The sequence below is a fragment of the Psychrobacter sp. UBA6739 genome, assembly GCF_002453835.1.
GTDB classification, from domain to species: domain Bacteria; phylum Pseudomonadota; class Gammaproteobacteria; order Pseudomonadales; family Moraxellaceae; genus Psychrobacter; species Psychrobacter immobilis_A.
This window is the reverse complement of the sequence record NZ_DKHR01000053.1, coordinates 71173-95250: the sequence shown is the minus strand read 5'-3', so window position 1 is coordinate 95250 and position 24078 is coordinate 71173. Positions and strand designations below refer to the sequence as shown.

At 42.4% G+C, this 24078-nt stretch carries 23 protein-coding genes; 12 read left to right on the top strand and 11 right to left on the bottom strand.

Annotated elements, in window-relative coordinates:
- Positions 1-344 precede the first annotated feature (344 nt).
- The 7 genes from B2575_RS11540 to B2575_RS11510 all read left to right on the top strand — a co-directional run bounded on the left by B2575_RS11540 (position 345) and on the right by B2575_RS11510 (position 8019).
- On the top strand, positions 345-2078 hold the full coding sequence (locus tag B2575_RS11540; protein ID WP_296242158.1) for an amidohydrolase: 1734 nt from the start codon (positions 345-347) through the stop codon (positions 2076-2078).
- A 135-nt stretch (positions 2079-2213) separates the two neighbouring features.
- On the top strand, positions 2214-3170 hold the full coding sequence (locus B2575_RS11535) for an alpha/beta fold hydrolase (protein WP_296242157.1): 957 nt from the start codon (positions 2214-2216) through the stop codon (positions 3168-3170).
- A 143-nt stretch (positions 3171-3313) separates the two neighbouring features.
- The gene (gene dapD / locus B2575_RS11530) at positions 3314-4135 is read left to right on the top strand and encodes a 2,3,4,5-tetrahydropyridine-2,6-dicarboxylate N-succinyltransferase (RefSeq protein ID WP_060491477.1); all 822 of its coding nucleotides are present in this window, start codon (positions 3314-3316) and stop codon (positions 4133-4135) included.
- Between the two features lie 241 nt (positions 4136-4376).
- Positions 4377-5108 (top strand): 7-carboxy-7-deazaguanine synthase QueE, encoded by a 732-nt coding sequence (gene queE, locus B2575_RS11525; protein WP_109589178.1) that lies wholly within the window; start codon positions 4377-4379, stop codon positions 5106-5108.
- Positions 5109-5169: 61 nt separating this feature from the next.
- A complete protein-coding gene (locus B2575_RS11520) occupies positions 5170-6324 on the top strand; it encodes a multidrug resistance efflux transporter family protein (protein ID WP_296242152.1) in 1155 nt (384 codons plus the stop codon).
- 136 nt (positions 6325-6460) lie between these two features.
- Entirely contained in the window at positions 6461-7096 is a 636-nt protein-coding gene (locus B2575_RS11515) for a trimeric intracellular cation channel family protein (RefSeq protein ID WP_296242150.1), read from the top strand.
- Positions 7097-7353: 257 nt separating this feature from the next.
- Positions 7354-8019, top strand: a complete 666-nt coding sequence (locus B2575_RS11510) for a trimeric intracellular cation channel family protein (RefSeq protein ID WP_045445303.1) — start codon at positions 7354-7356, stop codon at positions 8017-8019.
- 73 nt (positions 8020-8092) lie between these two features.
- Here B2575_RS11510 and recJ read toward each other — a convergent pair whose 3' ends face one another.
- A complete protein-coding gene (recJ, locus tag B2575_RS11505) occupies positions 8093-9922 on the bottom strand; it encodes a single-stranded-DNA-specific exonuclease RecJ (RefSeq protein WP_296242148.1) in 1830 nt (609 codons plus the stop codon).
- 313 nt (positions 9923-10235) lie between these two features.
- On the opposite strand from recJ, the gene B2575_RS11500 reads away from it, so the two are divergent.
- Entirely contained in the window at positions 10236-10751 is a 516-nt protein-coding gene (locus tag B2575_RS11500) for a hypothetical protein (RefSeq protein ID WP_055123847.1), read from the top strand.
- Between the two features lie 281 nt (positions 10752-11032).
- Here B2575_RS11500 and B2575_RS11495 read toward each other — a convergent pair whose 3' ends face one another.
- Positions 11033-11269: a hypothetical protein gene (locus B2575_RS11495; RefSeq protein WP_201604993.1), complete on the bottom strand. Its 237-nt coding sequence runs from the start codon at positions 11267-11269 to the stop codon at positions 11033-11035.
- 282 nt (positions 11270-11551) lie between these two features.
- Here B2575_RS11495 and B2575_RS11490 point away from each other — a divergent pair, with 282 nt between their 5' ends.
- The 3 genes from B2575_RS11490 to B2575_RS11480 all read left to right on the top strand — a co-directional run bounded on the left by B2575_RS11490 (position 11552) and on the right by B2575_RS11480 (position 14188).
- Positions 11552-11785, top strand: coding sequence for a hypothetical protein (locus B2575_RS11490; protein ID WP_045451284.1), 234 nt, complete (start codon positions 11552-11554; stop codon positions 11783-11785).
- Positions 11786-11980: 195 nt separating this feature from the next.
- Positions 11981-12370 carry a hypothetical protein gene (locus B2575_RS11485; protein ID WP_045451282.1) on the top strand — a complete coding sequence of 130 codons (390 nt, stop codon included), beginning with the start codon at positions 11981-11983 and terminating at the stop codon, positions 12368-12370.
- Between the two features lie 153 nt (positions 12371-12523).
- Positions 12524-14188: an alkaline phosphatase D family protein gene (locus B2575_RS11480; protein WP_201604994.1), complete on the top strand. Its 1665-nt coding sequence runs from the start codon at positions 12524-12526 to the stop codon at positions 14186-14188.
- Between the two features lie 137 nt (positions 14189-14325).
- Here B2575_RS11480 and B2575_RS11475 read toward each other — a convergent pair whose 3' ends face one another.
- The 4 genes from B2575_RS11475 to uvrB form a co-directional block, all read right to left on the bottom strand.
- Positions 14326-14703 carry a hypothetical protein gene (locus tag B2575_RS11475; protein WP_045451279.1) on the bottom strand — a complete coding sequence of 126 codons (378 nt, stop codon included), beginning with the start codon at positions 14701-14703 and terminating at the stop codon, positions 14326-14328.
- Positions 14704-14980: 277 nt separating this feature from the next.
- Positions 14981-16033 (bottom strand): pyridoxal phosphate-dependent aminotransferase, encoded by a 1053-nt coding sequence (locus B2575_RS11470; RefSeq protein ID WP_296242147.1) that lies wholly within the window; start codon positions 16031-16033, stop codon positions 14981-14983.
- Between the two features lie 537 nt (positions 16034-16570).
- Positions 16571-17647, bottom strand: coding sequence for a pyridoxal phosphate-dependent aminotransferase (locus tag B2575_RS11465; RefSeq protein ID WP_296242146.1), 1077 nt, complete (start codon positions 17645-17647; stop codon positions 16571-16573).
- Between the two features lie 239 nt (positions 17648-17886).
- Entirely contained in the window at positions 17887-19998 is a 2112-nt protein-coding gene (gene uvrB / locus B2575_RS11460) for an excinuclease ABC subunit UvrB (protein ID WP_025652097.1), read from the bottom strand.
- Between the two features lie 371 nt (positions 19999-20369).
- Between uvrB and dps the strand changes: the two genes are divergently transcribed.
- Positions 20370-20852 (top strand): DNA starvation/stationary phase protection protein Dps, encoded by a 483-nt coding sequence (gene dps / locus B2575_RS11455; RefSeq protein ID WP_045451268.1) that lies wholly within the window; start codon positions 20370-20372, stop codon positions 20850-20852.
- Positions 20853-21043: 191 nt separating this feature from the next.
- On the opposite strand, the gene B2575_RS11450 is transcribed toward dps, so the two are convergent.
- From B2575_RS11450 to B2575_RS11430, 5 genes are all read right to left on the bottom strand, one after another.
- A complete protein-coding gene (locus B2575_RS11450; protein WP_296242143.1) occupies positions 21044-21748 on the bottom strand; it encodes a DUF2059 domain-containing protein in 705 nt (234 codons plus the stop codon).
- Between the two features lie 15 nt (positions 21749-21763).
- A complete protein-coding gene (locus B2575_RS11445) occupies positions 21764-22108 on the bottom strand; it encodes a hypothetical protein (RefSeq protein ID WP_296242141.1) in 345 nt (114 codons plus the stop codon).
- Entirely contained in the window at positions 22080-22631 is a 552-nt protein-coding gene (locus tag B2575_RS11440; RefSeq protein WP_422662642.1) for a cation diffusion facilitator family transporter, read from the bottom strand. Before B2575_RS11440 ends, B2575_RS11445 begins: the two co-directional genes overlap by 29 nt.
- A gap of 361 nt (positions 22632-22992) precedes the next feature.
- Positions 22993-23538, bottom strand: a complete 546-nt coding sequence (locus B2575_RS11435; RefSeq protein WP_296242137.1) for an acyl-CoA thioesterase — start codon at positions 23536-23538, stop codon at positions 22993-22995.
- A 126-nt stretch (positions 23539-23664) separates the two neighbouring features.
- Entirely contained in the window at positions 23665-24075 is a 411-nt protein-coding gene (locus tag B2575_RS11430; RefSeq protein ID WP_055123835.1) for a DUF2177 family protein, read from the bottom strand.
- Positions 24076-24078: the final 3 nt, after the last annotated feature.

Here is a 24078-nt window from a genome sequence, read left to right as displayed (position 1 = left end):
ACAACTAATATCGTGATTTTCATCTTTTATGCCAAATGAGCATGACGTCTCGTAGGATGTCATACAGCACTTGTCAATTTGGCTTTTAAGATATTATATTCAGCAGATTTATAGATCGACCTTCTCCTCCAATTGGCAATGCCACAGTTGTCAGTGCAAAACTCTTAAATAGCATTGACCGCACAAGGCTTTATCGCTAAATTGGTTGCAACATTCATATCTTTTAAAACAACATGCACTGATAAAATATGAATACTTTTAGAATATAGAAAGCCCACCACGTACCAATGCTTATGACACACGGATGTAAGCATCAAATCACCTTTAAGGATAACGTAATGAATATGAGCACATTACTAAAACCAACTGTACTGAGCATTGGATTAATGAGTGTCATAGGTTGCACTACCATGCAGACCGCGCCCGAGGATATGAGCAACTCAGCAACTGTCTATTACAATGGCAACATCATCACGATGGAGGGCGATCAGCCACAAATGGCTGAAGCCTTAGTCACCCAAGCGGGCAAGATTGCCTATGTGGGCAATTTACAAGAGGCGCAATCGAAATATAAAAATGCCGCACAGATTAATCTACAAGATAAAACCTTATTACCCAGCTTTATCGATCCGCACAGTCATTTTGATATGGTGTCGAACACCATGGGTCAGGTCAATCTCAACCCGCCGCCCATCGGTCAAGTCGATAGTATTCCCAAAATGATGCAAACGCTAAAAGATTATAAAGTGGACAATAACATTGCTGATGGCGACTGGATCTTTGGTTGGGGTTATGATGAAACTCAGCTCGCTGAGGGGCGTCATCCGACTAAAAGCGAAATTGATAAAGTATTGCCAAACAATCCAGTGTATTTACAACACACGAGTGGTCATATGGGCGTCGCAAACAGTAAGGCGCTTGCCATGATGAACATCACTGCTAACAGTGAAAATCCAGCAGGCGGTAATATTGCTCGAATTAAAGGCTCTAATGAACCAAACGGTCTCGTACAAGAAACGGCGATGTATCCGTTCGTGCGCAATATGCTAGAAGTGTTAGCGCCGAATCAAGGCAAATTCTTTGAGCAGACGCAAGATTATTATGCAAAGAATGGCATAACGACGGCGCATAACGGTTCGACAGCTCGTAATACCATTCAGTTTTTTCAAAAACAAGCCGATGCAGGTAAACTTAAAATTGACTTGGTCGCACTGGCAGGAGTGAGTGACTTAGATGAGAATTTGGCTGATAAAAACTTCGTATGGAAAACCTATAAAAACGGTTTTAAAGTACAGGGTACCAAAATCGTTGCAGATGGCTCGCCACAAGGCAAGACCGCCTATTTTAGCCAACCTTATCTCACGCCAGTTCCAGATTGTGAAAAGGACTGCCGCGGTCTACCAAGTGTCAGCCCAGATGAACTGAACGAGATGTTTGTCAAAGCCTATGCTCGTGACAATCAGCTCTTTATCCATAATAATGGTGATGGCGCAACCGATATGCTCATCAAGGCACACGAGTATGCGGTCAAAAAGACTGGTCAAGCAGCTGATAAAGATCGCCGTACTGTGCCCATTCATGCTCAATTTGCCCGACCTGATCAGCTTGCCGCATTCAAAAAATACAATATGGTGCCGTCCTTCTTTACCAACCATACTTACTTTTGGGGAGACGTACACGTTAAAAACTTAGGTAAAAAACGTGCCGACTTTTCAAGCCCGATTGCCACTGCTGATAGAATGGGACTTAGATACACCAATCACTCTGATGACACAGTGACACCTGTTGACCCATTATTTTTAGTCTGGTCAGCAGTCAATCGCACTTCACGCTCAGGTAAAATCATTGGTAAAAATGAGCGAGCGACGCCGTATCAAGCGTTAAAAGCCATTACCAGCAATGCTGCTTATGAGTATTTTGAAGAAGACAGCAAAGGCACTTTGACGCCAGGGAAACTGGCTGATTTGGTTATCTTGGATGCCAACCCATTAACCATAGAGACAAGCAAGCTCAAAGACATCAAAGTCATCACAACCATTAAAGAAGGTCAAACGATTTACCAACGTCCAGTACAATAGTTCATGGTAAGCGCCGTATAATAAGCCAAATTTTAGCAGGCGATTTCAAATTGTCATGCCTGCTATTCATTAAGATGATGAACCATTAAAGCTATTTATTAAAAACATTCATTAAAACTGTTTAAGGAACCCTATATGAGTACCAACACCGATACAGGTAACGACCACATTCTCTCCTCCGATAATATTCATTACTTGCATCATAATTTTTTTGAACCAAGCCATGAAAACACAGCGGTAAAAGCCACGTTACTGATTGTTCACGGTATGGCAGAGCATAGCGGACGTTACGCAGACTTCGCTCATTTTTTAGCGGATAATGGTATCGCAGTGGCAACTTATGACCATTTGGGACATGGAAAGACCGTCAAAACATCAGCAGATTTAGGTTTTTTTGGTGAAGAGCATCCAGTACAGTCCCTGCTAAAAGACGTCATTGTCATGGCAGATAGCTTAAAAAACCGCCATCCTGACGTGCCGCACTTTGTAATGGGTCACTCTATGGGCTCGTTTATTGTGCGTAATGTCCTAAAGCACCATGCACACAATTTCACAGGTGCTATTTTGATGGGTACAGCAGATGCCAACCCCTTGATTAAAGTGCTACTCCCAGTCAATAAAGTACTGGCAAAAGTAGCACCTAAAAAACCAAATACAATGTTTGCCAAGGTGATGAATAAAGTCTTGAATAGTAAGCTTGAAGATCGTATCTCTTCATCAGAATTTGCATGGTTAACTGAAAATCCTGCTGCCATTGAAGCCTATGAAGCAGATCCCTTAACGGGCTTTGATTTCACCAATAATGGCTTTATGACACTATTCTTTCTGATGGAAACTGGCTTAAACAAAGGCTGGGCAATGACTATCCCAAAAAACTTCCCGATGCTATTTATCAGCGGCGAAGATGATCCTATCGGAGATATGGGCAACGGCATCCGCAAAATTGTCACGCGCTTAAACAAGCAAAATTTCAGTCAAGTAGATATCCAACTCTACCCAAACATGCGTCATGAGCCTTTGCATGAAAAAGACCACCAAACCGTTTATGAAGATATCTTAGAATGGATAGAAAGCCATAGCTCAGACAATTAACAGCAGCGCTCATCCTGGCAGTTAACTCGTTTGCTAAAAGTCGCCAAATTAGCGACAATACGGCAAGCAAGTTTTTACGCCAAGTCATGCGAGTTATTTAACGATAATATATGCTTTACCTTCCACTAACTTTAGGAGCCTTTATGTCATTACAACAAACCATCGAACAAGCCTTTGAAAAACGCAACGAATACAGCCCAAGCACGATGCCACAGGACGTGCGTGATGCTATTAATCAAGTGCTTGAGCAACTAGATAACGGTACATTGCGCGTTGCAGAAAAAAAGGATGGCGAATGGGTCGTCAATCAGTGGGCAAAAAAAGCCGTCTTGCTCTCTTTTCGCTTAAACGACAACTATGTTCAGGCAGCGGGCGAACATGTGCAATTCTATGACAAAGTTCCGACTAAATTTGCCAACTGGACCGAAGCACAGTTTAAAGAATCAGGCGTACGCGTTGTACCACCAGCCGTTGCTCGTAAAGGCTCTTTCATCGCAGCTGGTGCAGTATTGATGCCGTCGTATGTCAACATCGGCGCGTATGTCGATCAAGGCGCGATGGTAGATACGTGGGCGACCGTGGGTTCATGTGCCCAAATTGGTAAAAATGTGCATTTATCAGGTGGCGTTGGTATCGGCGGCGTATTAGAGCCATTACAAGCGAATCCAACTATCATCGAAGACAATTGCTTCATCGGTGCGCGTTCTGAAATCGTTGAAGGCGTAATCGTCGAAGAAGGCGCTGTTATCTCGATGGGTGTATTTATCGGTCAATCAACGCGCATTTATGATCGCGAAACTGGTGAGATTCATCGTGGCCGTGTACCAGCAGGCTCTGTTGTCGTACCGGGTAGCTTGCCATCAGAAGATGGTACGCATAGCTTATATGCTGCTATCATCGTCAAAAAAGTCGATGCACAAACCCGCGCTAAAACATCAGTCAATGAGCTATTGCGTTTAGCTTAGTATTTTTAATACTTAGAGTCTCGTACCCAAACCGTACGGACAGCGACAGATCCTCTTTATTAAAGACGCTGAAGAAAACTTCAGCGTCTTTTTTGCAGCTTAATAGAGGGTGGTGCGTTATAATCCCTTTTTTTGGTTTGGCTTTATCCAAACGCAAAACGCCCATACCAGAACCTGCCTTTTTATTACCATTGATAAATGCCTCATCCCATTATCAATCTTTAACTGTATTTGACATATTATGAGTGAATCACTATTACGCACCGCCGCCATTCCTGTCACTGACCCTGAAGCAGGTCTACGTTTGACAGAAATCTTTTATTCTTTGCAAGGTGAAGCGCTGACCTCAGGCTTGCCAACGATATTTGTACGCTTGACTGGCTGTCCACTTCGCTGTGTCTATTGCGATACTGAATACGCCTTTACTGGCGGCGAGCGGCAGTCGCTAGAAACCATTATAGAGACCATCAAAAGCTATCCTTGCAAGCGTATTTGTCTGACTGGCGGCGAGCCTTTAGCTCAGCCGAACGCCATTGAGCTAATGAAGCGCTTACTGAGCGACGGTTATGAAATCTCGCTTGAAACCGCAGGCGCGCTCACGGTAGCAAACGTGCCAAAAGCGGTCAGTAAAGTCATGGATCTCAAAACGCCAAGCTCAGGCGAAGTCGATAAGAATCTATGGTCAAATCTCGACCACCTCACTCAGCATGACCAAATTAAATTTGTCATTATGAATCGTGAAGATTACGACTGGGCGAAAACCAAACTGTCTGAGCATAAATTAAATGAATTGGTCGATACGGTTTGGTTTTCGCCGATGTTTAATGTCGCAGAGGATATCGACGAAGAAGTCAGCCCCGATGTACCTGTGTTGGCGCGCGAACTTGCAGAATGGATGTTGGCTGACGCGCTGCCCGTACGCTTCCAATTGCAACTGCATAAAATCATCTGGGCAGATGCTAAAGGCAAATAATAGTCTAATTATCTAAATGGATATTCAACATAAATAGCGACCCAAGGATAGAAATATAGCTATGGTCAAACTCATTTTACTGGGCTTATTATCGGGGGCATTTTTTAGCTCGACGTTTGTGTTGAACGAAGTTATGAGTGCGGCTGGTGGGCATTGGTTTTGGTCAGCTAGCCTTCGCTATGCATTTATGTGGCTAATACTCACGGCTATTATAATTATGCAGCATGGTTTTGGGCGTATTACAGAGCTGATGACTATATTCCGTCAACATTGGGGCTTTTGGTGTATTACGGGCAGTATTGGTTTTGGAATTTTTTATACAGGAATCTGTTACGCGGCTGATCATGTCGCAGGCTGGGTAGTTGCCGCGACTTTTATGTTTACCGTGGTCGCAAGTCTACTCGTTTTGCTAGCATTCGGACAACGTTTTGATAAAAAATTCATTGCATATGCGTTATTAGTATTTGCTGGTGTGGTACTGGTCAATATCAGTGAAGGACTGCATGCCGCTTCTTTGCTAGATGCTGATGCAGTGCCTATGAAAGATATGCTGCTTTATGGTGCCGTGCCTGCCCTAGTGGCTGCCTTTAGCTATCCCATTGGTAATCAGTTGGTTTGGCAGGTATCTTACAACGCTCGCAAGCGTAGTGCCGAGCCTACTAGCACTCAAAAAAGTGATATCCAAGCCAACGAGATTAGTAAAAAAACCACCTCACTTATTACAGAAGCACCTGCGTTGTCAGCCGATATGAGTTATACGGCGGACGCGGTCGATTCCTTAAACCTTAACCACTCTGCTCAAACCTTGCCGAGCTCTTTGCTGCAAACTTTAATCGCACGTATACCTGCTATCAAAACCACCCTCCTACAAAATGCCTTTAACAAAGTATGGTTAATGACCTTGGGCAGTCTGCCATTTTGGTTGGTTTTGGGTCTTGTCGTTCATCCGGATTTGCCTGATACTAAGCAGGTATTCAATACCTTACTTGTGGCTCTATTGGCAGGTGTGGCGGCAACCAGTATCTTTTTATATGCCCGTGAAAAAGCGGAAACTTCAAGCGAAGTGGCTGGGGTTGATGCCACTCAGGCAAGTGAAGTGATATTTGCCTTAATTGGCGGTATGCTATTGCTCAATAATACTTTGCCATCAGCGATGGGCTTAATAGGTATTGCTCTGATTATCATTGGGCTTATTTTATTTGCAAAAGATGGCTAAACTACTACCTAAAGTTAGGTTAACTCTATTTAAATTATTGATATAAGCAACTTCAAAACTAACCTAATCTAACCCAGCCCAGCCCAGCCCAGCCCAGCCAATCTATTTTGATGGCCATTATATTGGTAATATAATCATGGTTAATGATTTAATTTTTCCTGATATTTTATTATATTTATTAGATATGGTTGGTGTGATTGCTTGTGCGATCGCAGGTACACTGCTGGCACAGCACAAAGGCTTTGATATTGCTGGCTGTATCTTGGTTGCGATGGTCAATGCTATCGGCGGCGGTACACTACGTGATATGGCGCTAGACCGTCATCCGCTCTTTTGGATGACTGACCTCAATTATGTGATCGTCATCACAGTCACATCGCTTATTTTACAAATATTCTTTCATCTGTATCATAAGATTGATAAGACATTGAAGCTGTTCGATGCCATTGGGTTGGCAGCTTTTAGCGTGATCGGTTTTAAGATAGCATTGACACAAGATATGTCAGCTATTATCGCTATTATGATGGGGGTTTGGACGGCTATTATTGGTGGTCTGCTACGCGATATCATCTGTAATGAGATACCACTGTTACTTCAACGCGAGATTTATATCTCTGCTAGTATTGTAGGTTCGATCACTTATCTGCTGCTTGATCGTTTGGGTGTAAATGCTGGATTGAATGAATTTATTATGCTGGGCGTTATCTTTGCTGTACGGATGCTAGCATTGCGTTTTGATTGGCACCTGCCTTCTATACGTTTGGTGAAATAAGACCGATATATATGGTTTAAACACTAGAGCGTGTTCTCAATTCAATCGTTTACTTTCTAAGTGGCCTAAAAATAGCTAAATTTTGCCAAACATCGTCAAATAGCTTCTTAATATCTCGATATTATTTGCGCTNNCTTGTTTGACGGCAATTTATCTCATGTTTATCACCATTTTTAAAATGAGGACGCGCCCTAAGCTCTACTGCATTGGCTTATAATAATCAGACAATCATCATACAAACTTAGTGAGACTTGCTCATGCTGGCTATCGCATTGAACCCTTCAGCACTAATCACTACGTTTGACCCACGCTCTCTCATTTACCTTTTTGATATGATTGGTATTATCGCTTGTAGCATTTCAGGCACGATACTGGCAAAACACAAAAATTTCGATGTTTTTGGTTGTTTACTGGTGTCTATTGTCACCGCTATCGGTGGCGGCACTGTGCGTGATGTCATTTTAGATCGCCATCCCCTATTTTGGATGGTGGATATGAGCTACCTGACTGTTATCACCATCTCTTCATTAGTGATGCAAATATTCTTTCACCCCAACTCTAAACGCGTTAATAAGTTCCTCAAACTCTCAGATACTATTGGACTGTCAGTTTTTACCTTAATCGGTATCAAGGTTGCCGATAGTATGGGCGCAAATGTGCCCGTGGCGTTATTACTTGGGGTGATCACCATTATTGTCGGCGGTATCATCCGCGATATGATCTGCAATGAGATTCCGCTGGTGTTGCAGCAAGAGATTTATATTTCGGCAGCTTTGGCTGGCGGCATCCTCTATTTCGCACTACACAATCTGGGTGTGACAGCTTGGATTGCTGACATCGCTACTATGAGTACGATTTTTACCTTACGCATGCTCGCCATTCGTTATGACTGGCAGTTTCCAACCATCGAATGGAAATACTAAAAAAGCGTCAACCTTAAACAAAGTCGACGCTATATTTGCTACTGGTTGAGTATTTTATAATAAGATACTGCCATCATTCCTGTATGACTGCTAAATCCCTTACCATCAACTGTAGACTTTGTTTGCCGTTCCACTCGTTGATGTCTAGCTGAAATAATACATGCACTTTTTCCGCACGATAATCCCATATCTCGCTATCAAAGTTAAAATAAATTGCTTCAATTGGATATTGTACATCAGGGTAACGCAGCGACAGTTTAAGGTGCTTATCTTTTAATATCTTAAAGCTTAAGACTTCAAAGACCCCATCAAATATTGGCGGTGCAAAGCCATGACCCCAAATATTGGCATCAGCTAAGTATTCAGCAAACCACAAGCTAAAGTCACTCGCCTGCAACGCGCCATCAGTGAATTTTTGCTCAGCAAACACCTCATTATCCATCTGTGCCATGACGTCATTAAAAGCCATAACAAACCCATCAAAGTTACGGCGTTTGATCGTTAAGCCTGCTGCCATCGCATGACCACCAAAATGACTGATTAAATCAGGATGGCGCTCGGCAACCTGCTCAATCGCATCACGAATGTGCACGCCAGCGATAGAACGCGCCGAGCCTTTGATAGGGTCATCTTCAGCGGTACGCTCTGTATCCGCGGGCGCAAAGACGATACTTGGCAAATAATGACTTTCTTTTAACCGTCCAGCGACGATGCCGATGACGCCTTGATGCCAATCATCTTGGTATAAAACGATACTGCGTTTACGATTATTATTCGTCTTTTTCTCAGATCTATTTTGAATAATAACATCGCCGCTGTCATGATTATCTGCTGTAGTCTCATCGTCCACGTCTGTATCCGCAGCGGCTAATGTCTGTACGATGTTATCCGCTTGCGCGCGCATCTCACCTTCTACCTGCCGACGCGTCCGGTTTAACTGTTCAAGCTCTTGCGCCAAGCGCTGCGCCGTACTCCAGTCATCCGTCAACAAACACTCAATACCGATGCGCATATTGTCCATACGACCAGCGGCATTGATACGAGGTCCTAAGACAAACCCAAAATCCTGTGCCTGCAACTGCTTAGGATCTCGCCCTGCTTGTTCAAGGAGTGCCAAGATACCGAGCGAGCAGCGCCCTTGGCGGATAGCCGCCAGTCCATGATGCACTAAAATGCGATTGTTTTTATCAAGCACCCCAACGTCGGCAATCGTCCCTAATGCCACCAAATCCAAATATTGACTCACTTGCACGGTAGATTTACCGGCTTCGCGGCGCAGCTTGGCTAAGCGTCCAAGCACATAAAATGCCACGCCCACTCCTACGAGCGCTTTACTGCTAAAGTGACAATCGAGCTGATTGGGATTAACCACAGCCTCCGCAGGCGGTGTTTCTTTAGTCGTCAAATGATGATCAGTAATAATCACGGTGATGCCATCGGCTTGCGCACGAGCCACGCCTTCATGGCTTGAGATACCGTTATCGACGGTCACTATCACCTCAGGATCATACTTCTCAATACCCAATTCGACAATTTCTGGTGTCAAACCATAGCCGTACTTAAAACGGTCGGGCACTAAAAAGTCGACGACTGCGCCCATTTTTGTAAGCGCGCGCATCATCAATGCGGTACTGGTCGCACCATCACAGTCAAAATCACCCACGATAAGGATACGCTGACCGTCATCGATGGCGACGTCTAATAGACGCACTGCTTCGGTGACACCATGTAGCATTTCGGCTGGCAATAGCGCAGAGAGTTGCGTCTCTAGCTCATCAGGCTGAGTAATGCCGCGACCTGCATACAGGCGGGCAAGCGTCAATGACTGGGCGGCAAGTGGTTGCAACGCGGCGGGCAACTCGTCGATGCGAGTGCTGGTATAACGGGGGGTTAAATTTAGCATGTGCATATTCTACTGGCTTTAGCAGAGGGTCACAATGACAATTTTTGGCGGCTTAGTTTATCGTTTTTTGTTGCAGTACATTGTGATAAGCCATATTTTAATACTAGCATAGAGCAAATAATTCATACGCTGTGCATATAATATGCATAATATTTCATTTACAAAAACGGTGTATAGCGACTGCATTTTTCTGCATTTTGCTACAAAGCAATGATTGTATGCCGCTCAGAAATCCATAAAATGGTAAGCAACTGAGATACTTGCTATCTATTGAGATTTGATTTTTTATTTTAACCATTTATAAGGATGCTTTATGAAAACCACACCACTGGCTGAAAAACTACCAAATACCATTGACCCTAGCTTGGATCTTGAACAAGTAAAAAAGGAATGTCAAAAGTTGGTCAAAAAACGCGCCAAATATTCTGCTGGTGTTGCCATTGTTCCTGTACCATTTTTTGATGTCGCAGTAGATGCAGGTATGCTTACTCAACTATTACCTGACATTAGCGAGCGATTCGGCTTACTTGAAGATCGTAAGGCGGCAGTTGATTTAGAATCACGAGCCATTCATTGGGGTGCATTAAAAGATCGTACTGTCGATTTTGCAGGGTTGATGGCGACACGTGGTATTGTTAAAAAGACCGTACAAGGCTTTGGTGGTCGTATCGCTGCCAAACAAGTAACGAAATTTATCCCACTGGGAGGTCAAATGGTTGCTGCTACAATGGGCTATATGATTTTCAAAAAAATCGCCAATGACCACATCAATGAGTGCTACAAACTCGCAAAAGACATTCAGCAAAAGCAACACGGTAAAAATGTCTAAAACAGTTAAAAAACCGACACTAGGGCGTGTCTTCAATTGAAAAATGGAGATAAGAATGAGATAAATTGCAGTCAAACAAGGAAAGTAGTGCAGATAATATCGGGATATTACCTAGCTATTTAACGACGTTTGACAAAATTTAGCCATTTTTAGCCCATTTAGAGATTTATCGATTGAATTGAAGACACGCCCTAACTTTATAAAATAAAACCAGCTAAGAGCTATTGCCTTAGCTGGTTTTTTTGTGCTGAGCTACGCATATATGGGTTTAATTTTTCAATTTAATAACAGCCTTTTTCATAATACATCTCTAACTCAGAATACTCTATGTCACTAATTATAATGATGTTATCTGCATAAGGACGATACTTTCTAACCATTATTTTTGCCGCTGGTTTGTTGTTTATGAGAATTACGCCATCTTCGAGCCGAACATCGTTATCAAAACTAAATCCATCTCCCATAACTTTTGATGTAGAGCCTTTCCAATGACACTGCTGTACGTGATAATCAGACATCACATATACACTCCTGATAAAAAACAGGCTGAGTGTCAAAGCAATTAAAAGACAGGGTATTGATAGCTTTTTATTCATTGAATCTCTAATTGAATTTAGGAAACCCATTTTGATGAAATAAATATTCCTGTCCATGTATGTTTCATGATATCTCGATGCATAGCATTAACAGTGGAAAATGGCAAAAACCACCACCAAATATAGCAATACTTCATGAACAATTCACCTCCCTTATTGATTAAAATCGTTAAAGTAAGATGAATTTTATTCTTGGATTATGGTATGCCGAACTTTAGAATAGATGGTTATGAGCTCACCTCAACACTGATATTGCTATTGGGTTGCCTCATTCTTTTCATCGCCAGTATTTCTGCGGCGTTCAATGACCTTTTTGATGATTGTTCGTGGGAACACCTCACCACTTGGTTATTTATCGTCGGTGGTTTATTGATGATTATCGGCTATATTGGTTATAAAGCCTATGCATATTATCACCCTTATGCGTGGCTGGATTGATAACGTCAAGCTTTGATAAAAAAAGCTTTATTCAATACTAATAATAGTTGGTGGTGTTATTGATAAGTTTTGCTGATAATATACGACCTGCTTGGAAAAAACACATGTCAACTAGCAAACATCAACTCCTACCAAATGCCAGTTTCTATTAAGCATAAACCTTAAAACCAATAAAAATCTTAAAGGATCAGACCCATGAAAAAAATCTTAATATCAACGGCTATGCTCGCTACCCTCGCTCTATCTGGATGCACAACGACTGGTGGCATGAATAATAATGCAGGTACTGCTATCGGTACTGCAAATGAGATTGGTATGAATGTCTTTAAATCAGCGATTGATAACCAATGCCGCAGTCAGATTGAAAAGCAAACTGCTTGGCGTGTGGCTAGCGTGGCTATGACCGACACACAACAAGAAGCTGTAAAAAGTAATGTTTGTGGCTGCGTCAGTGAGCAAGCGCCGCAACAAGTGACACTCGTTGAATTGGGCAATGCTGCTATCGATTCGCAATATCGCACACAGCTGGTCACGAAAGTCGTCGCAAAATCTCTACAAAGCTGCTATACCAGTTTTATGAAATAAACTTGTAATAAGTAGCGAAGCACAGTTTTGACAATGTATTTTTGACGTTGATATTAATATTGACACAGGCTGGGTTAGCGATTGCTTAACCCAGCCTATTCGTATAAATTAGGTGTAAATGAAATGGAATTCACTTGATATCAAGGATGACAAATGAAAAGACGTGCGTTTATAAAATTAGGTGGTCAAGTCACTGTGGCTGGCACTCTACTGACTCAGCTGAGCGCCTGTTCATCAGACGACGATGAAAATATCCAGAGTGATAAATTGGACGTCTTAGATGACTTGGGTTATCAAGGCGCCTCACCTTTTAAGCATGGTATTGCCAGTGGTGACCCTCTACAGGATAGAGTAATACTGTGGACACGAATTACCAATGACGGCAGTATCAGTGCCACGAGCATCCCTGTTGGCTATACTATCGCAACAGACCCAGAGATGAAAAAAATCGTTGCTCAAGGAAGAGCGTTAGCCACCTCTGAATCTGACTTTACTATCAAAGTCGATCCCAAGTCTCTACAGCCTAATACGACCTATTACTATACCTTTCAAGCATTGGGTTATATCTCGCCCACTGGTCGCACTCGTACTATCCCGCAACCAAACTTACCAGCCAATCAAGTAGACCGTGTGCGCTTGGCCGTGGTTTCTTGCTCGAACTATGGATTTGGCTACTTCAATGGTTATGCACATATCGCTAAGCAAGCCGATATATCAGCCGTACTGCATTTAGGTGACTATATCTACGAATATCAAGAAGGGTTTTATCGTGATCAATCCTTAATAGAAGAACGTCCGATAGACCCCAAAAATGAGATTATTAGTTTAGAAGATTATCGTCGTCGCTATGCCTGTTATCGTACTGATATTGATTTACAAGAATGCCATCGCCAGCACCCTTTTATCGCCGTTTGGGATGATCATGAAATTGCAGATAACTCATGGAAAGGGGGTGCTGGGTTCCATACTGAAAGCAAAGGCAGCTATATAGAGCGCAAGATGTCAGCGGTTCGAGCTTATCATGAGTGGATGCCTATCCGTGATGATAGCAGCAACGAGCTAGACAGCCAGCTGCGGATTTATCGACGCTTCGAGTTTGGTAAATTGTTTGATTTGAATATGCTGGACACACGTATATTTGGCCGTGAAAAGCTTGATGCTACTGCCAGTAATGAGCCTGAACGCCAACTATTGGGAGTCGAACAAGAGAACTGGCTTCATCTAAACATGCTGGCAGGCAAACGCCGCGATGCCAAATGGCAGATACTGGGGCAGCAAGTCATTTTAGCTCCATTCAGAGGTGCATCTGCCACCAACTCGGGAGACATATGGAATGGCTACGCCAGTGCTCGCGATCGTCTGCTCAATTTCATTGAAAATAATAATATCGATAATACAGTCGTTCTAACTGGCGACTATCACGCTTCATTTGCATTTGATGTCTGCAAAAATCCGTTTGATGGGGACAGCTATAATCCAAGCACAGGTTCAGGATCACTGGCTGTCGAATTCGTCTGCCCTGCTCTAACCTCGCTCGCGTTTCCTGAAAAAGGTGCTGGGCCAGAAGCCAATCCACATCAGAAGTTCAACAACCAAACTGATCACGGCTATATGCTGTTAGATATCACCGAGCAGGCGTTTCAGTGTGAATGGTATTATACTAATACCTTAAAAACACGAGATGACAGTACTAGATTTGCCAAAAGCTTGCTCACTCAAGCACAGGCGAATCATTTAATAGAGGGTGAACAATCTCGCCCTATCACTAACGTCGCTGTATTAGCTGCTGCAAATAAAGCTGTCGGGGTGAAAATATAAGTATCGTTAACTGCACTAGATACTTAAAGCATCAAAGTAATGTTCATTGAGAATAAAAATTAAAAAGGGTGCGTTATAAATAACCCACCCTTTTTATTGCTAAGTCTTTGTACCATCACTTATCTTATTAACTTGGCTTATAACTTGTTTTTGTCAACTGGATTCTGTGACAAAGCTGCTGTAAAAGGCAGTATTTTACTGCGGCTAAAATACTTAGAAGAGCCATCAATAATCTTGTCTACTTCTTTGATCAAATCATTAATAACGTCATCATAAACGCCATGATATAGTTCAGTTTCGAATGCCGTAAAGGGATGCTTACGTGATGCCGAGCCGACCTCTGTCACGCCTTGCTTACTATAAAAGATATCGACTCGACCATCACTGTTGAGTACACAATTTAGTATTCCGCCCTCCAGCTCCATCTCTACTCGCTCAGGCATAAAAATATAATCATCTACATTGATGAGTTTTTTTTCTACTTCTCTCTTAAAAAATGATTTGATATCAAACATGGATATATCCCTGACCTTAAAATTATAATATACGTTAGCACACCTGATTTTACAGCCACTGTCCAGCATGTAATCTGCTGCTTGTTCATTCGTGCTTTATGAATCAATACTATAAGATGACGTGATATTTTTTAAGACAGGATATGTAAAACTGCGTTTGATGTTGGTAAAAATAGAATGTTAGCTGTAGCTCCTTTATCCTATTGCAATAAACAAAGGAAGTGGCAAACTAGGCAACTCCCCTTTTCTAATGATGAAACTACTCTATCTGGCTTAATCACACCCAGCCTTTCTCACGAAACGATTTCAACACCTCAACAAACACTGCCATCTCATCAGGTCTGCCAAGCGTCAAGCGATTAAAGCCAGTGATAGGCGCAAACTCGCGACCAACAGCGATGCCATGGTCGCACATCCTATCGATATAGGTTTGTACATCGCCTTTGATTTCGTGAAATATAAAGCTGGCTTGTGATGGTAAGTAGCGTAGTCCAAGCTCATCCAACGTCTGCTCAACCAGCTGACGCGATTGATTGGCAGTATGCAAACTCAATGCCAAAAACGCCTCATCATCCAAAGTTGCTATCGCGGCGACAGCACCAGACAGATTGGTGTTATCCACTGAAATAAACGCCTCTAGCTCAGTGATCATTTGCGGACTGGCAACTGCATAGCCGACACGCATACCTGCTAGCGCACACAGTTTAGAGAAAGTCCGAACCACGATAATATTGTCTGAGCGCTGCTCTCTTATCCACGTGATCCCACTCTCAAAACTTGGGTCAGTGACATATTCTGAGTAGGCTTCATCTAGCAAGAAATAATGATGGTCTGGTGCCGTTCCTATCCACGCTTTTAACTCATCTGTGTCAGTAATCGTCGCTGTAGGATTGTTGGGATTGCAGAGATAAAACAAGCTTATACCATCAAAATCATCAGTCACTTTTTGCATATTTTGTAAATCAAAAGAATAGCTTTCAGGTATCAGTGCTACTTTTACCACGGGCACATTGATAGAGGTTGCATATAGTTCCGCATAAGCAAAGGTTGGGTGCGGCACAATTACTTGGAAGTTTCTGCCTTCTATTAACGCTTTGTTTTGCAGCATTTGTACGACCGTGCGGATATTCTCACTGGAGCCGCTACCTAGAGATATTTGACTTTCAGTCACGTCATTAATTTTCGCAACTTTAGTGATTAAGGCTGCACGCTGGTCATCTGGATAACGAAAGCCGATATCTAAAGCATCGATAACCGCTTTTTTGGCAGATTTTGCCATACCCAGTGAGTTTTCGTTAGAGTTTAATTCTATTAATGGATTGGTAAACACAATAGTAATACGCCTAATTGATACCCATACCAAATATGCGATGAACAATGTCAAACTCGCTCAGCCAGCGGACGTAGCACTTGCGCTCGTCTTTTTTGCTACTCTGATTATTTAGTAGGGTTTATATATGGATGGTGAGATGCATTCGGATAATAATGGTTATGGTAAGTGGCATTTACCCTGATTACAAGCGCTCTGAGCGATGAAACTCGTTAGCAGCTGTTATGAGTAAGATGCTCATTTATTGATAGTAGCCGTTAAATAAAAAAGAGCCACCCTATAGGCAAATCACTTTGCTAATACTAGGGCGTGTCCTCATTTTAAAAATGGTGATAAACATGAGATAAATTGCCGTTAAACAAGGAAAGTAGCGCAAATAATATCGAGATATTAAGAAACTATTTGACGATTTTTGGCAAAATTTAGCCATTTTTAGCCATTTTTAGCCCATTTAGCAAGTAATCGATTGAATTGAGGACACGCCCTAGTCTTGTTAGTTTATCGATATTTCAAATTAGCAATTTTTTAATGCACTACTTAGACCCAGCCTTTTTCACGGAACAGCTTTAATACTTTAATAAATGCTGCCATCTCGTCAGGTGTGCCAAGTGTTAGACGGTTGAAACCTGTAATAGGTGGAAACTCGCGACCAACCTTGATGCCATGGTCACGCATTCTATCGATATAAGTTTTTAAATCACCTTTTATCTCATGAAAAATAAAATTGGTCTGTGAAGGTAAATAACGCAATCCAAGATCGTCTAATACTGTCTCAATCATTTGGCGCGACTGATTGGTATTGCGCAAGCTGAGCGCTAAAAACTTGGCATCATTTAACGTCGCAATAGCAGCAACCGCACCTGACAAGTTGGTGTTGTCCATAGACATAAACGCTTCGACACTCTCAATAGCTTGCGGGTTAGAAACTGCGTAGCCCACTCGCATACCTGCTAAGGCACATAACTTTGAGAAAGTATGGATAACAATCAGGTTGTCTGATAACCCTTGTTTCACCCACTCAATCCCACTTTCAAAGCTTGGGTCTGATACGTACTCCAAGTAAGCTTGATCTAGCAAGAAGTAATGGTTATCTGGTGCATTACTTACCCAAGTCTTGAGCTTTGACGTTGATGTAATGATGCCCGTTGGATTATTTGGATTGCAAATATAAAGTAGGCTGATGCCATCAAAATCGTCAGCGGCTTTTTGTAGCTCATCATAATCATAATCATAATCATAATCATAATCATAATCATAGTTTTCAGCGGTTAGTGGTATCTTGACCACAGGCACGCCAATAGAATTTGCATACATCTCTGCACAATCAAACGTTGGCACAGGAATCACCATTTGAAACTGCTTGCCCTCTTTTAATGCTTTGTTTTGCAACATTTGTAAGGTAGCTCGAATATTTTCAGTCGAGCCATTGCCTAAGGAGATTTGGTTTTCTGCCACCCCGTGGATGGTGGCAATTTTGCTAATGAGCGCCGCGCGTGGATTATCTGGATAACGAAAGCCCTCACCTAAAGATTCTATAATAGCTTGTTTAGCAGAATCTGCCATACCTAGTGAGTTTTCATTCGCATTTAATTCTAAGAATTTATTATTTTGCATGATGGATTATGTGCCTCAACGTCCGTTGTTATAAGTTCATATTGCTCATTGATATCATATTAAGGGGCATTTAGTATAAACACAAGTTTTGATATAACCAATTATTAGTTATTAATAATCTTGAACAAAAGCGAGGCTATTTTAGTCATAAGAAGACCATAAAAAAGGTGAGCTGCGCCATTAGCAACTCACCTTTTTGTTAGATACAAACTGATATTAACGGCAGTTCAAATAACCATCTAAATCAAATGCGCCTTTAACTCTAGCACTTTATCACGCGTTTTTGCAGCATCTTCAAACTTCAAATCACGCGACATCTGCTTCATGAGCTTTTCAAGACGATTGATTTCTTTCGCCAGCAAATCAGGACTGCGTAAGATACTAATATCGACATCAGGTAGATTGCTCTTGATAGGAATCACTTGATTGTCATTGGCATTCTGATCGTCACCCGTATCGATTTTATCAGTAATACTGCGACGCGCCCCTTTTGGTGTGATGTTGTGTTCAAGGTTAAATGCCACTTGTTTTTCACGGCGACGGTCGGTCTCGTCTATCGCCTTTTGCATACTGTTGGTAATACGATCAGCATAAAGGATAGCCTTACCATTGATATGGCGCGCAGCACGACCGATGGTCTGAATAAGTGCACGCTCAGAACGCAAAAAGCCTTCTTTATCGGCATCAAATATCGCGACCAATGACACTTCTGGCATATCTAACCCTTCACGCAATAGGTTAATGCCGACCAGTACATCATGCACGCCAGTCCGCAACTCATGAATGATTTGCATACGCTCAACGGTATCAATATCCGAATGCAAATAGGCCACTTTGACATCGTACTCTTTCAGATAACTGGTCAAATCCTCTGACATGCGCTTGGTCAACGTGGTAATCAGCACGCGCTCATCTTTTTCTCGGCGCTTAGTAATCTCTGATAACACATCATCGACCTGCGTCAATACAGGACGAATCTCAATCTCAGGGTCAATCAAACCCGTTGGACGCACGACTTGCTCAACGACTTGCTCGCTGTGCTCTAGCTCATACAACGCAGGCGTGGCACTCACATAAATAGTCTTAGGCTTGATACGCTCCCACTCTTCAAACTTCATCGGACGGTTGTTCATCGCACTTGGCAAACGAAAGCCATAATTGACCAAGTTCTCTTTACGTGATCTGTCGCCTTTATACATTGCACCGATTTGCGAAACAGTGACATGTGACTCATCAAGGAACAGCAGTGCGTCTTCTGGAATATAGTCAAATAAGGTCGGCGGTGCTTCTCCTGATGGACGACCGGAGAGGTGCTGCGAATAGTTTTCGATACCGTTACAGTAGCCGAGCTGTTGAATCATCTCAAGATCATACTGAGTACGCTCTTTAAGACGCTGTGCTTCAATCAGTTTATTGTTTTCACGGAAATACTCTAAACGTGGCTCAAGCTCAGCACGGATGGTATGACTGGCAGCTTCTAGTTTATTACGCGGCGTCACATAATGCGATTTTGGATAGATAGTAATACGTGGCACGCTACGTACCGTCTTACCTGTTAATGGATCAAACCAAGTAATTTTCTCCACTTCATTATCAAATAAATGCACACGTACCGCCAGCTGCTCAGACTCAGCAGGATAAATATCTAACAGCTCACCACGCAGCCGATACGTACCGCGTCCAAAGTCTAGCTCATTGCGCGTATATTGCATTTCAACGAGGCGCTTAATGGTAGCAGTGCGATCGATTTTGTCCCCAACGACGACGTGCAGCAGCATTTTTAAATAACTTTCTGGATCACCCAAACCATAAATACACGATACCGAAGCAACAATAATCGCATCACGGCGCTCTAATAGTGCGCGCGTCGCTGACAGACGCATCTGATCAATATGGTCATTAATGGCACTGTCTTTTTCAATAAAGGTATCACTCGCCGCGACATAGGCTTCCGGCTGATAATAGTCGTAATAACTGACGAAATACTCAACGGCATTGTTTGGAAAAAATGACTTAAACTCACCATATAACTGCGCGGCAAGCGTTTTGTTATGTGCCATAATAATGGTTGGACGCTGCGTCTCAGAGATGACCTTTGCCATGGTATAGGTCTTACCTGAACCCGTCACTCCCAGTAGTAACTGCTCATCCATACCAGAATTGATACCGTTGACGAGCTTTTCAATCGCTTGCGGTTGATCGCCTGCTGGCTCAAATTCTGTGACCATCTCAAAAGCACGACTTGATATTTGCGTCCCAGACGCATTGACACCACTAATTTCAGCTTCGCCTTGGAGCTGAGTGGCCAATTGGTTTAACTGACGCGATGAGCGCGGTTCGGGCATACGCATAATGGCTTTCTTCTTCTGAAGGTTTATAACAATGTGGGGTCTAAGCTAGGGTTTTTAAAGGTAATTAAGGGTTTTATCTTGTCATCTCTTCTTACAATACTAGCATCTAGATATGACGTCACACGCCCTATTTCTAACGAATAAATAGTACCTTCGTTATAAAAAACGCACACAGCATCCGCTAAATTTACAAAGCTTTTCATGATTAACAAACTCATTACACGACCACCTAATAAAGCCTAACGCTTGAGGCTTTCAATCTTCATTTAAGCTGCTATTATTTATAACGACTCAACAAGTAGTTCATTAGTAAAATACCAATAACAACAAATGAGATTTTCATTAAAATAATACACATAACGGAGTAGAACATGAGAGAACGTTACGCAAGTGGAATAGATGATGCAACCGCAAAGAAAATGATCGACTTATTGAACGCTAATCTAGCGAATCTCATTGATTTGAGTATGGACAGTAAGCAATGTCATTGGAATTTGCAAGGTACTGGCTTTATCGGTGTTCATCAATTATTAGATGATACTTATGGTCGCTTAACTGAAGCTTATGATACGGTCGCTGAGCGTATTGTTATCCTTGGTGGTAAAGCCAATGGTATTTCTAAACGTGTGGTCGAGGACTCTATTTTAGAGACTTATCCGACTGATATTACTGAAGTCGATCAGCATGTTCGTGAGCTTACCAATCGTTATAAGACCATTGCGGCATCATTGCGTGAAGGGATTGATGCTGCTGGTGATGCGGGTGACGAAGATACCGCTGACCTATTAACGGAAATAAGCCGTACTGTCGATAAAGATGCATGGTTCATCGGTGCCAATGCACCAAAGAAATAATATCTTTGTACTCAAACCAGTTATACCAATAAAACAGGTATATCAATAAGACAGTCTATATCAGCAAAAAAGGTCACTTTTATAGTGACCTTTTTTGTGTGTACTAACTTATGTGTAATGATTTATGTGTAATGATTTTAAGATTCGCGCTCAGAAACGGGCTTTAAAGTAGATAAATTGTCAGTTATCAGTTAAAAAACACCTTGGATTATTTGTTGCATCTGCGGTAAAAGCTCACCCAGCTGCGCCTCTGTCTCACTGGTATCCTCAGGCAAAGATTGCTTTAGAAATGCCGCTGTAATCTGTGGCTGTTTCGACAAGATACTTTGACCCATCACCGTATCATAAAAATCAATTTGAGCATCAACTTCCGCTTGCGTATAGTAAGTTTTTGCTGCGTTAATATATGCTTGCGTCAACGTCTGTTTGTCAGTAGCATTGCCTATACCATTGGTCATTATCTTGGCATATTGACCCAGCACTTTTTGAATCTGCTCTTGTAGCGCCTGTTGACGTTTATTTAAGTTACCATCACCTACTGACTCAGTACGATTTTGCGTTTGTACATTGATAGCATTAATAGCCGCTTGTTGCCCGTTAACGATAGATTCTATTTGCTCATCAATGTGCATCACTTCCATCAGCTTCACAATAGACGTATCTGTTGGGGAGATATTATTCATAAAAGTATTATTGTTAATAGAAGCGCTATTCGCACTTATTCTATTGATACTTACGCTTTGCTGTTGAGCAGGCTCATTATGAATTACCAGCTCAGCCTGTGCTTGAGTCAGACTGGCTACTGCGCTAATAGTGACAACGGCCATACTTAATGAGCGAACCATGATTGAACGCCCAACAGGGCTCTCTATAGCAGACTGAAGACTTAGTTTCATATTGATTTCTCTTTATCAGGCATCTTGATTATAACTATTGGGTAAGCTCAAAGTTTCAGCATTGGGTACAGATAATGTCAGGATAGCTTCCTGAAATAAAGGATTCGCACGGAACTGACTTTCAATAATTTCGAATTTTTGGGCAATCTCTTTTTCTTTTTGATTACCAGCGATATCGACTGCTGCCACCATAAATATCTTTTTGGGTCCCACCCACTCCAAATGTAAGTACGACACACTATCGATATCTGGATGATTGAGTAACTCGCTCAATGCATAGCCATGTATCCTCTCTGATACTTTATAACCGACCAAAAAGTCACGGTTACGGCTAATTAAAAAGATGGCTACCGCACCCAATAATATTCCGACAATGATAGAGCCGAGCGCATCCCAAAACGGCTGTCCCGTNNTAAGCATGCATACCCATGGCAGCAGCAGCGACAACCAAGCCAATGACAGCTGCCAAGTCTTCAAAGAATACACCACGTAAAGTTGGGTTTGACGTATCGACCACATAGCCAATGGCACTAACATTTATCGCTTCACCATGCTTTTTGCTTTGTAAGTAAGCTTGCCCTAACGAAAACCCTTCGAGCACAAACGCAATCGCCAATACAATGAAACCGATGGTATAGTTGGTCTCGCTTTTCGCAGCATTCCACTCGGTGATACCGGTATAAATGGAGACAATCGAACCTGCCATAAAGACACCAAAAGCGGCAATCATCGACCAGACATAAGCTTCTTTGCCATAGCCGAGGGGATGGCTTTCATCAGCAGGTTTGATCGCCTTTTTCTCGGCGACAATTAATAAAGTACCGTTACCTGCATCTGCCCACGAATGCGCTGACTCTGCGATCATAGAAGCAGAGCCCGTCATAAATGCTGCTACCGTTTTGGCAATCGCAATGATAATGTTGGCTCCAACAGCAATTAATACTGTTACCAATGAAGCGGAATGTTGCTTGTCTTTATTGGGTGCCGACTTAGCAGAACCGTCTAATACAGAGTGAGAATCACTATCAGAAGTGGCGTCTTTAATGAGCGTACCAGTGCCTCGAGCACGACTATTACGCGGCGCTGGCTGATGAGAAATAGGAGTAGGTGACTCGGCTTCCGATGGTTTTAAGCTCATAATAATCTCGATATAGGCTTTTTGAACGCAGATATATATATATTTAACCAGATTAATAGACCGTATATTGAAAGCATTTTAACTGACTATACAGGGTCTATTCATCTTAACGATCATGAGGATTAGCTAGCTCACCAATCATATCTCCGATATCACAACTGGGTCGATGTGAGCTTTCCAGACGCAGGTTTTTACGCTCTAGTGCGGCATCAGCGCGGCATTGCTGCATGGGATTTTTGATATCAAGTGGCGGCGCAGGTGTGGGCTTGCCATTATCATCGATAGCGACCATCGTAAAATAGCAGCTGTTGGTATGGCGTACGGTACGGGCTCGAACGTCTTCTGCTTCGACGCGAATGCCGACCTCCATCGAAGTATTCCCCACATAATTAACACTTGCCGCAAAGGTAACCAATTCGCCAACATATATAGGTTCACGAAACATCACTTGGTCGACAGATAGCGTCACCACATAATTACCACTATAGCGACTGGCGCAAGCGTAAGCGACTTGATCTAGCATCTTAAGCAAATCACCACCATGCACATTGCCAATAAAATTCGCCATATCAGGCGTCATAAGTATCGACATATATAGCTCATGATTTAATGGGGCTTTTTTGGCAGTCGAGCTGGTATTGTATTGCGGCATAAAAATCCTTGAATTATTTAGGGCGTGTTGATAGTAAGTATCATTTATACAGCAGCTCACAAGAGAGCACAAACGGCACTCTGTCATTGAATGGTCTAGGTTATGTAAATCTTAAGCTATTTAACTTTAGCTCAACCAATGAAAACGATAAGCAAGCCAAGCGACAATGGCGCTCACTGAACCTGTCAAGATACCGCCCCAAGCAAAATCAACCAACGCTGTATCCAGTGTAAAACCTTTGTACAACGCTAAACTGGTAAAGTCATAAGTACCGTAGGCCATCAGCCCTATTAGGCCACCAAGCAAGAATATATGACCAATCGAAGCGCCTGCTTTGATTTGTGGATATAAAATCAAGATACAGAGAGCCAGTAGATAAAACATATAGAACACGCCAGCAGCAATCATGTTTGGCTCATCGGCAAGCAGATGCCCGATACGCTTTTCATAAAATAAGCCCGTCATAGTCTTGAGCCAAACTGCGTCAATACCCAAAAATATAAGCACAGCAGCCAGATATATAAATACATAACCCATAAC

Excerpts from the sequence above, each read along its gene's own strand:
- B2575_RS11540 (WP_296242158.1), top strand. The coding sequence starts at position 345 with ATGAGCACATTACTAAAACCAACTGTACTGAGCATTGGATTAATGAGT.
- B2575_RS11535 (WP_296242157.1), top strand. The coding sequence starts at position 2,214 with ATGAGTACCAACACCGATACAGGTAACGACCACATTCTCTCCTCCGAT.
- dapD (WP_060491477.1), top strand. The coding sequence starts at position 3,314 with ATGTCATTACAACAAACCATCGAACAAGCCTTTGAAAAACGCAACGAA.
- queE (WP_109589178.1), top strand. The coding sequence starts at position 4,377 with ATGAGTGAATCACTATTACGCACCGCCGCCATTCCTGTCACTGACCCT.
- B2575_RS11520 (WP_296242152.1), top strand. The coding sequence starts at position 5,170 with ATGGTCAAACTCATTTTACTGGGCTTATTATCGGGGGCATTTTTTAGC.
- B2575_RS11515 (WP_296242150.1), top strand. The coding sequence starts at position 6,461 with ATGGTTAATGATTTAATTTTTCCTGATATTTTATTATATTTATTAGAT.
- B2575_RS11510 (WP_045445303.1), top strand. The coding sequence starts at position 7,354 with ATGCTGGCTATCGCATTGAACCCTTCAGCACTAATCACTACGTTTGAC.
- recJ (WP_296242148.1), bottom strand. The coding sequence starts at position 9,922 with ATGCTAAATTTAACCCCCCGTTATACCAGCACTCGCATCGACGAGTTG.
- B2575_RS11500 (WP_055123847.1), top strand. The coding sequence starts at position 10,236 with ATGAAAACCACACCACTGGCTGAAAAACTACCAAATACCATTGACCCT.
- B2575_RS11495 (WP_201604993.1), bottom strand. The coding sequence starts at position 11,269 with ATGTCTGATTATCACGTACAGCAGTGTCATTGGAAAGGCTCTACATCA.
- B2575_RS11490 (WP_045451284.1), top strand. The coding sequence starts at position 11,552 with ATGCCGAACTTTAGAATAGATGGTTATGAGCTCACCTCAACACTGATA.
- B2575_RS11485 (WP_045451282.1), top strand. The coding sequence starts at position 11,981 with ATGAAAAAAATCTTAATATCAACGGCTATGCTCGCTACCCTCGCTCTA.
- B2575_RS11480 (WP_201604994.1), top strand. The coding sequence starts at position 12,524 with ATGAAAAGACGTGCGTTTATAAAATTAGGTGGTCAAGTCACTGTGGCT.
- B2575_RS11475 (WP_045451279.1), bottom strand. The coding sequence starts at position 14,703 with ATGTTTGATATCAAATCATTTTTTAAGAGAGAAGTAGAAAAAAAACTC.
- B2575_RS11465 (WP_296242146.1), bottom strand. The coding sequence starts at position 17,647 with ATGCAAAATAATAAATTCTTAGAATTAAATGCGAATGAAAACTCACTA.
- uvrB (WP_025652097.1), bottom strand. The coding sequence starts at position 19,998 with ATGCGTATGCCCGAACCGCGCTCATCGCGTCAGTTAAACCAATTGGCC.
- dps (WP_045451268.1), top strand. The coding sequence starts at position 20,370 with ATGAGAGAACGTTACGCAAGTGGAATAGATGATGCAACCGCAAAGAAA.
- B2575_RS11450 (WP_296242143.1), bottom strand. The coding sequence starts at position 21,748 with ATGAAACTAAGTCTTCAGTCTGCTATAGAGAGCCCTGTTGGGCGTTCA.
- B2575_RS11435 (WP_296242137.1), bottom strand. The coding sequence starts at position 23,538 with ATGCCGCAATACAATACCAGCTCGACTGCCAAAAAAGCCCCATTAAAT.
- B2575_RS11430 (WP_055123835.1), bottom strand. The coding sequence starts at position 24,075 with ATGGGTTATGTATTTATATATCTGGCTGCTGTGCTTATATTTTTGGGT.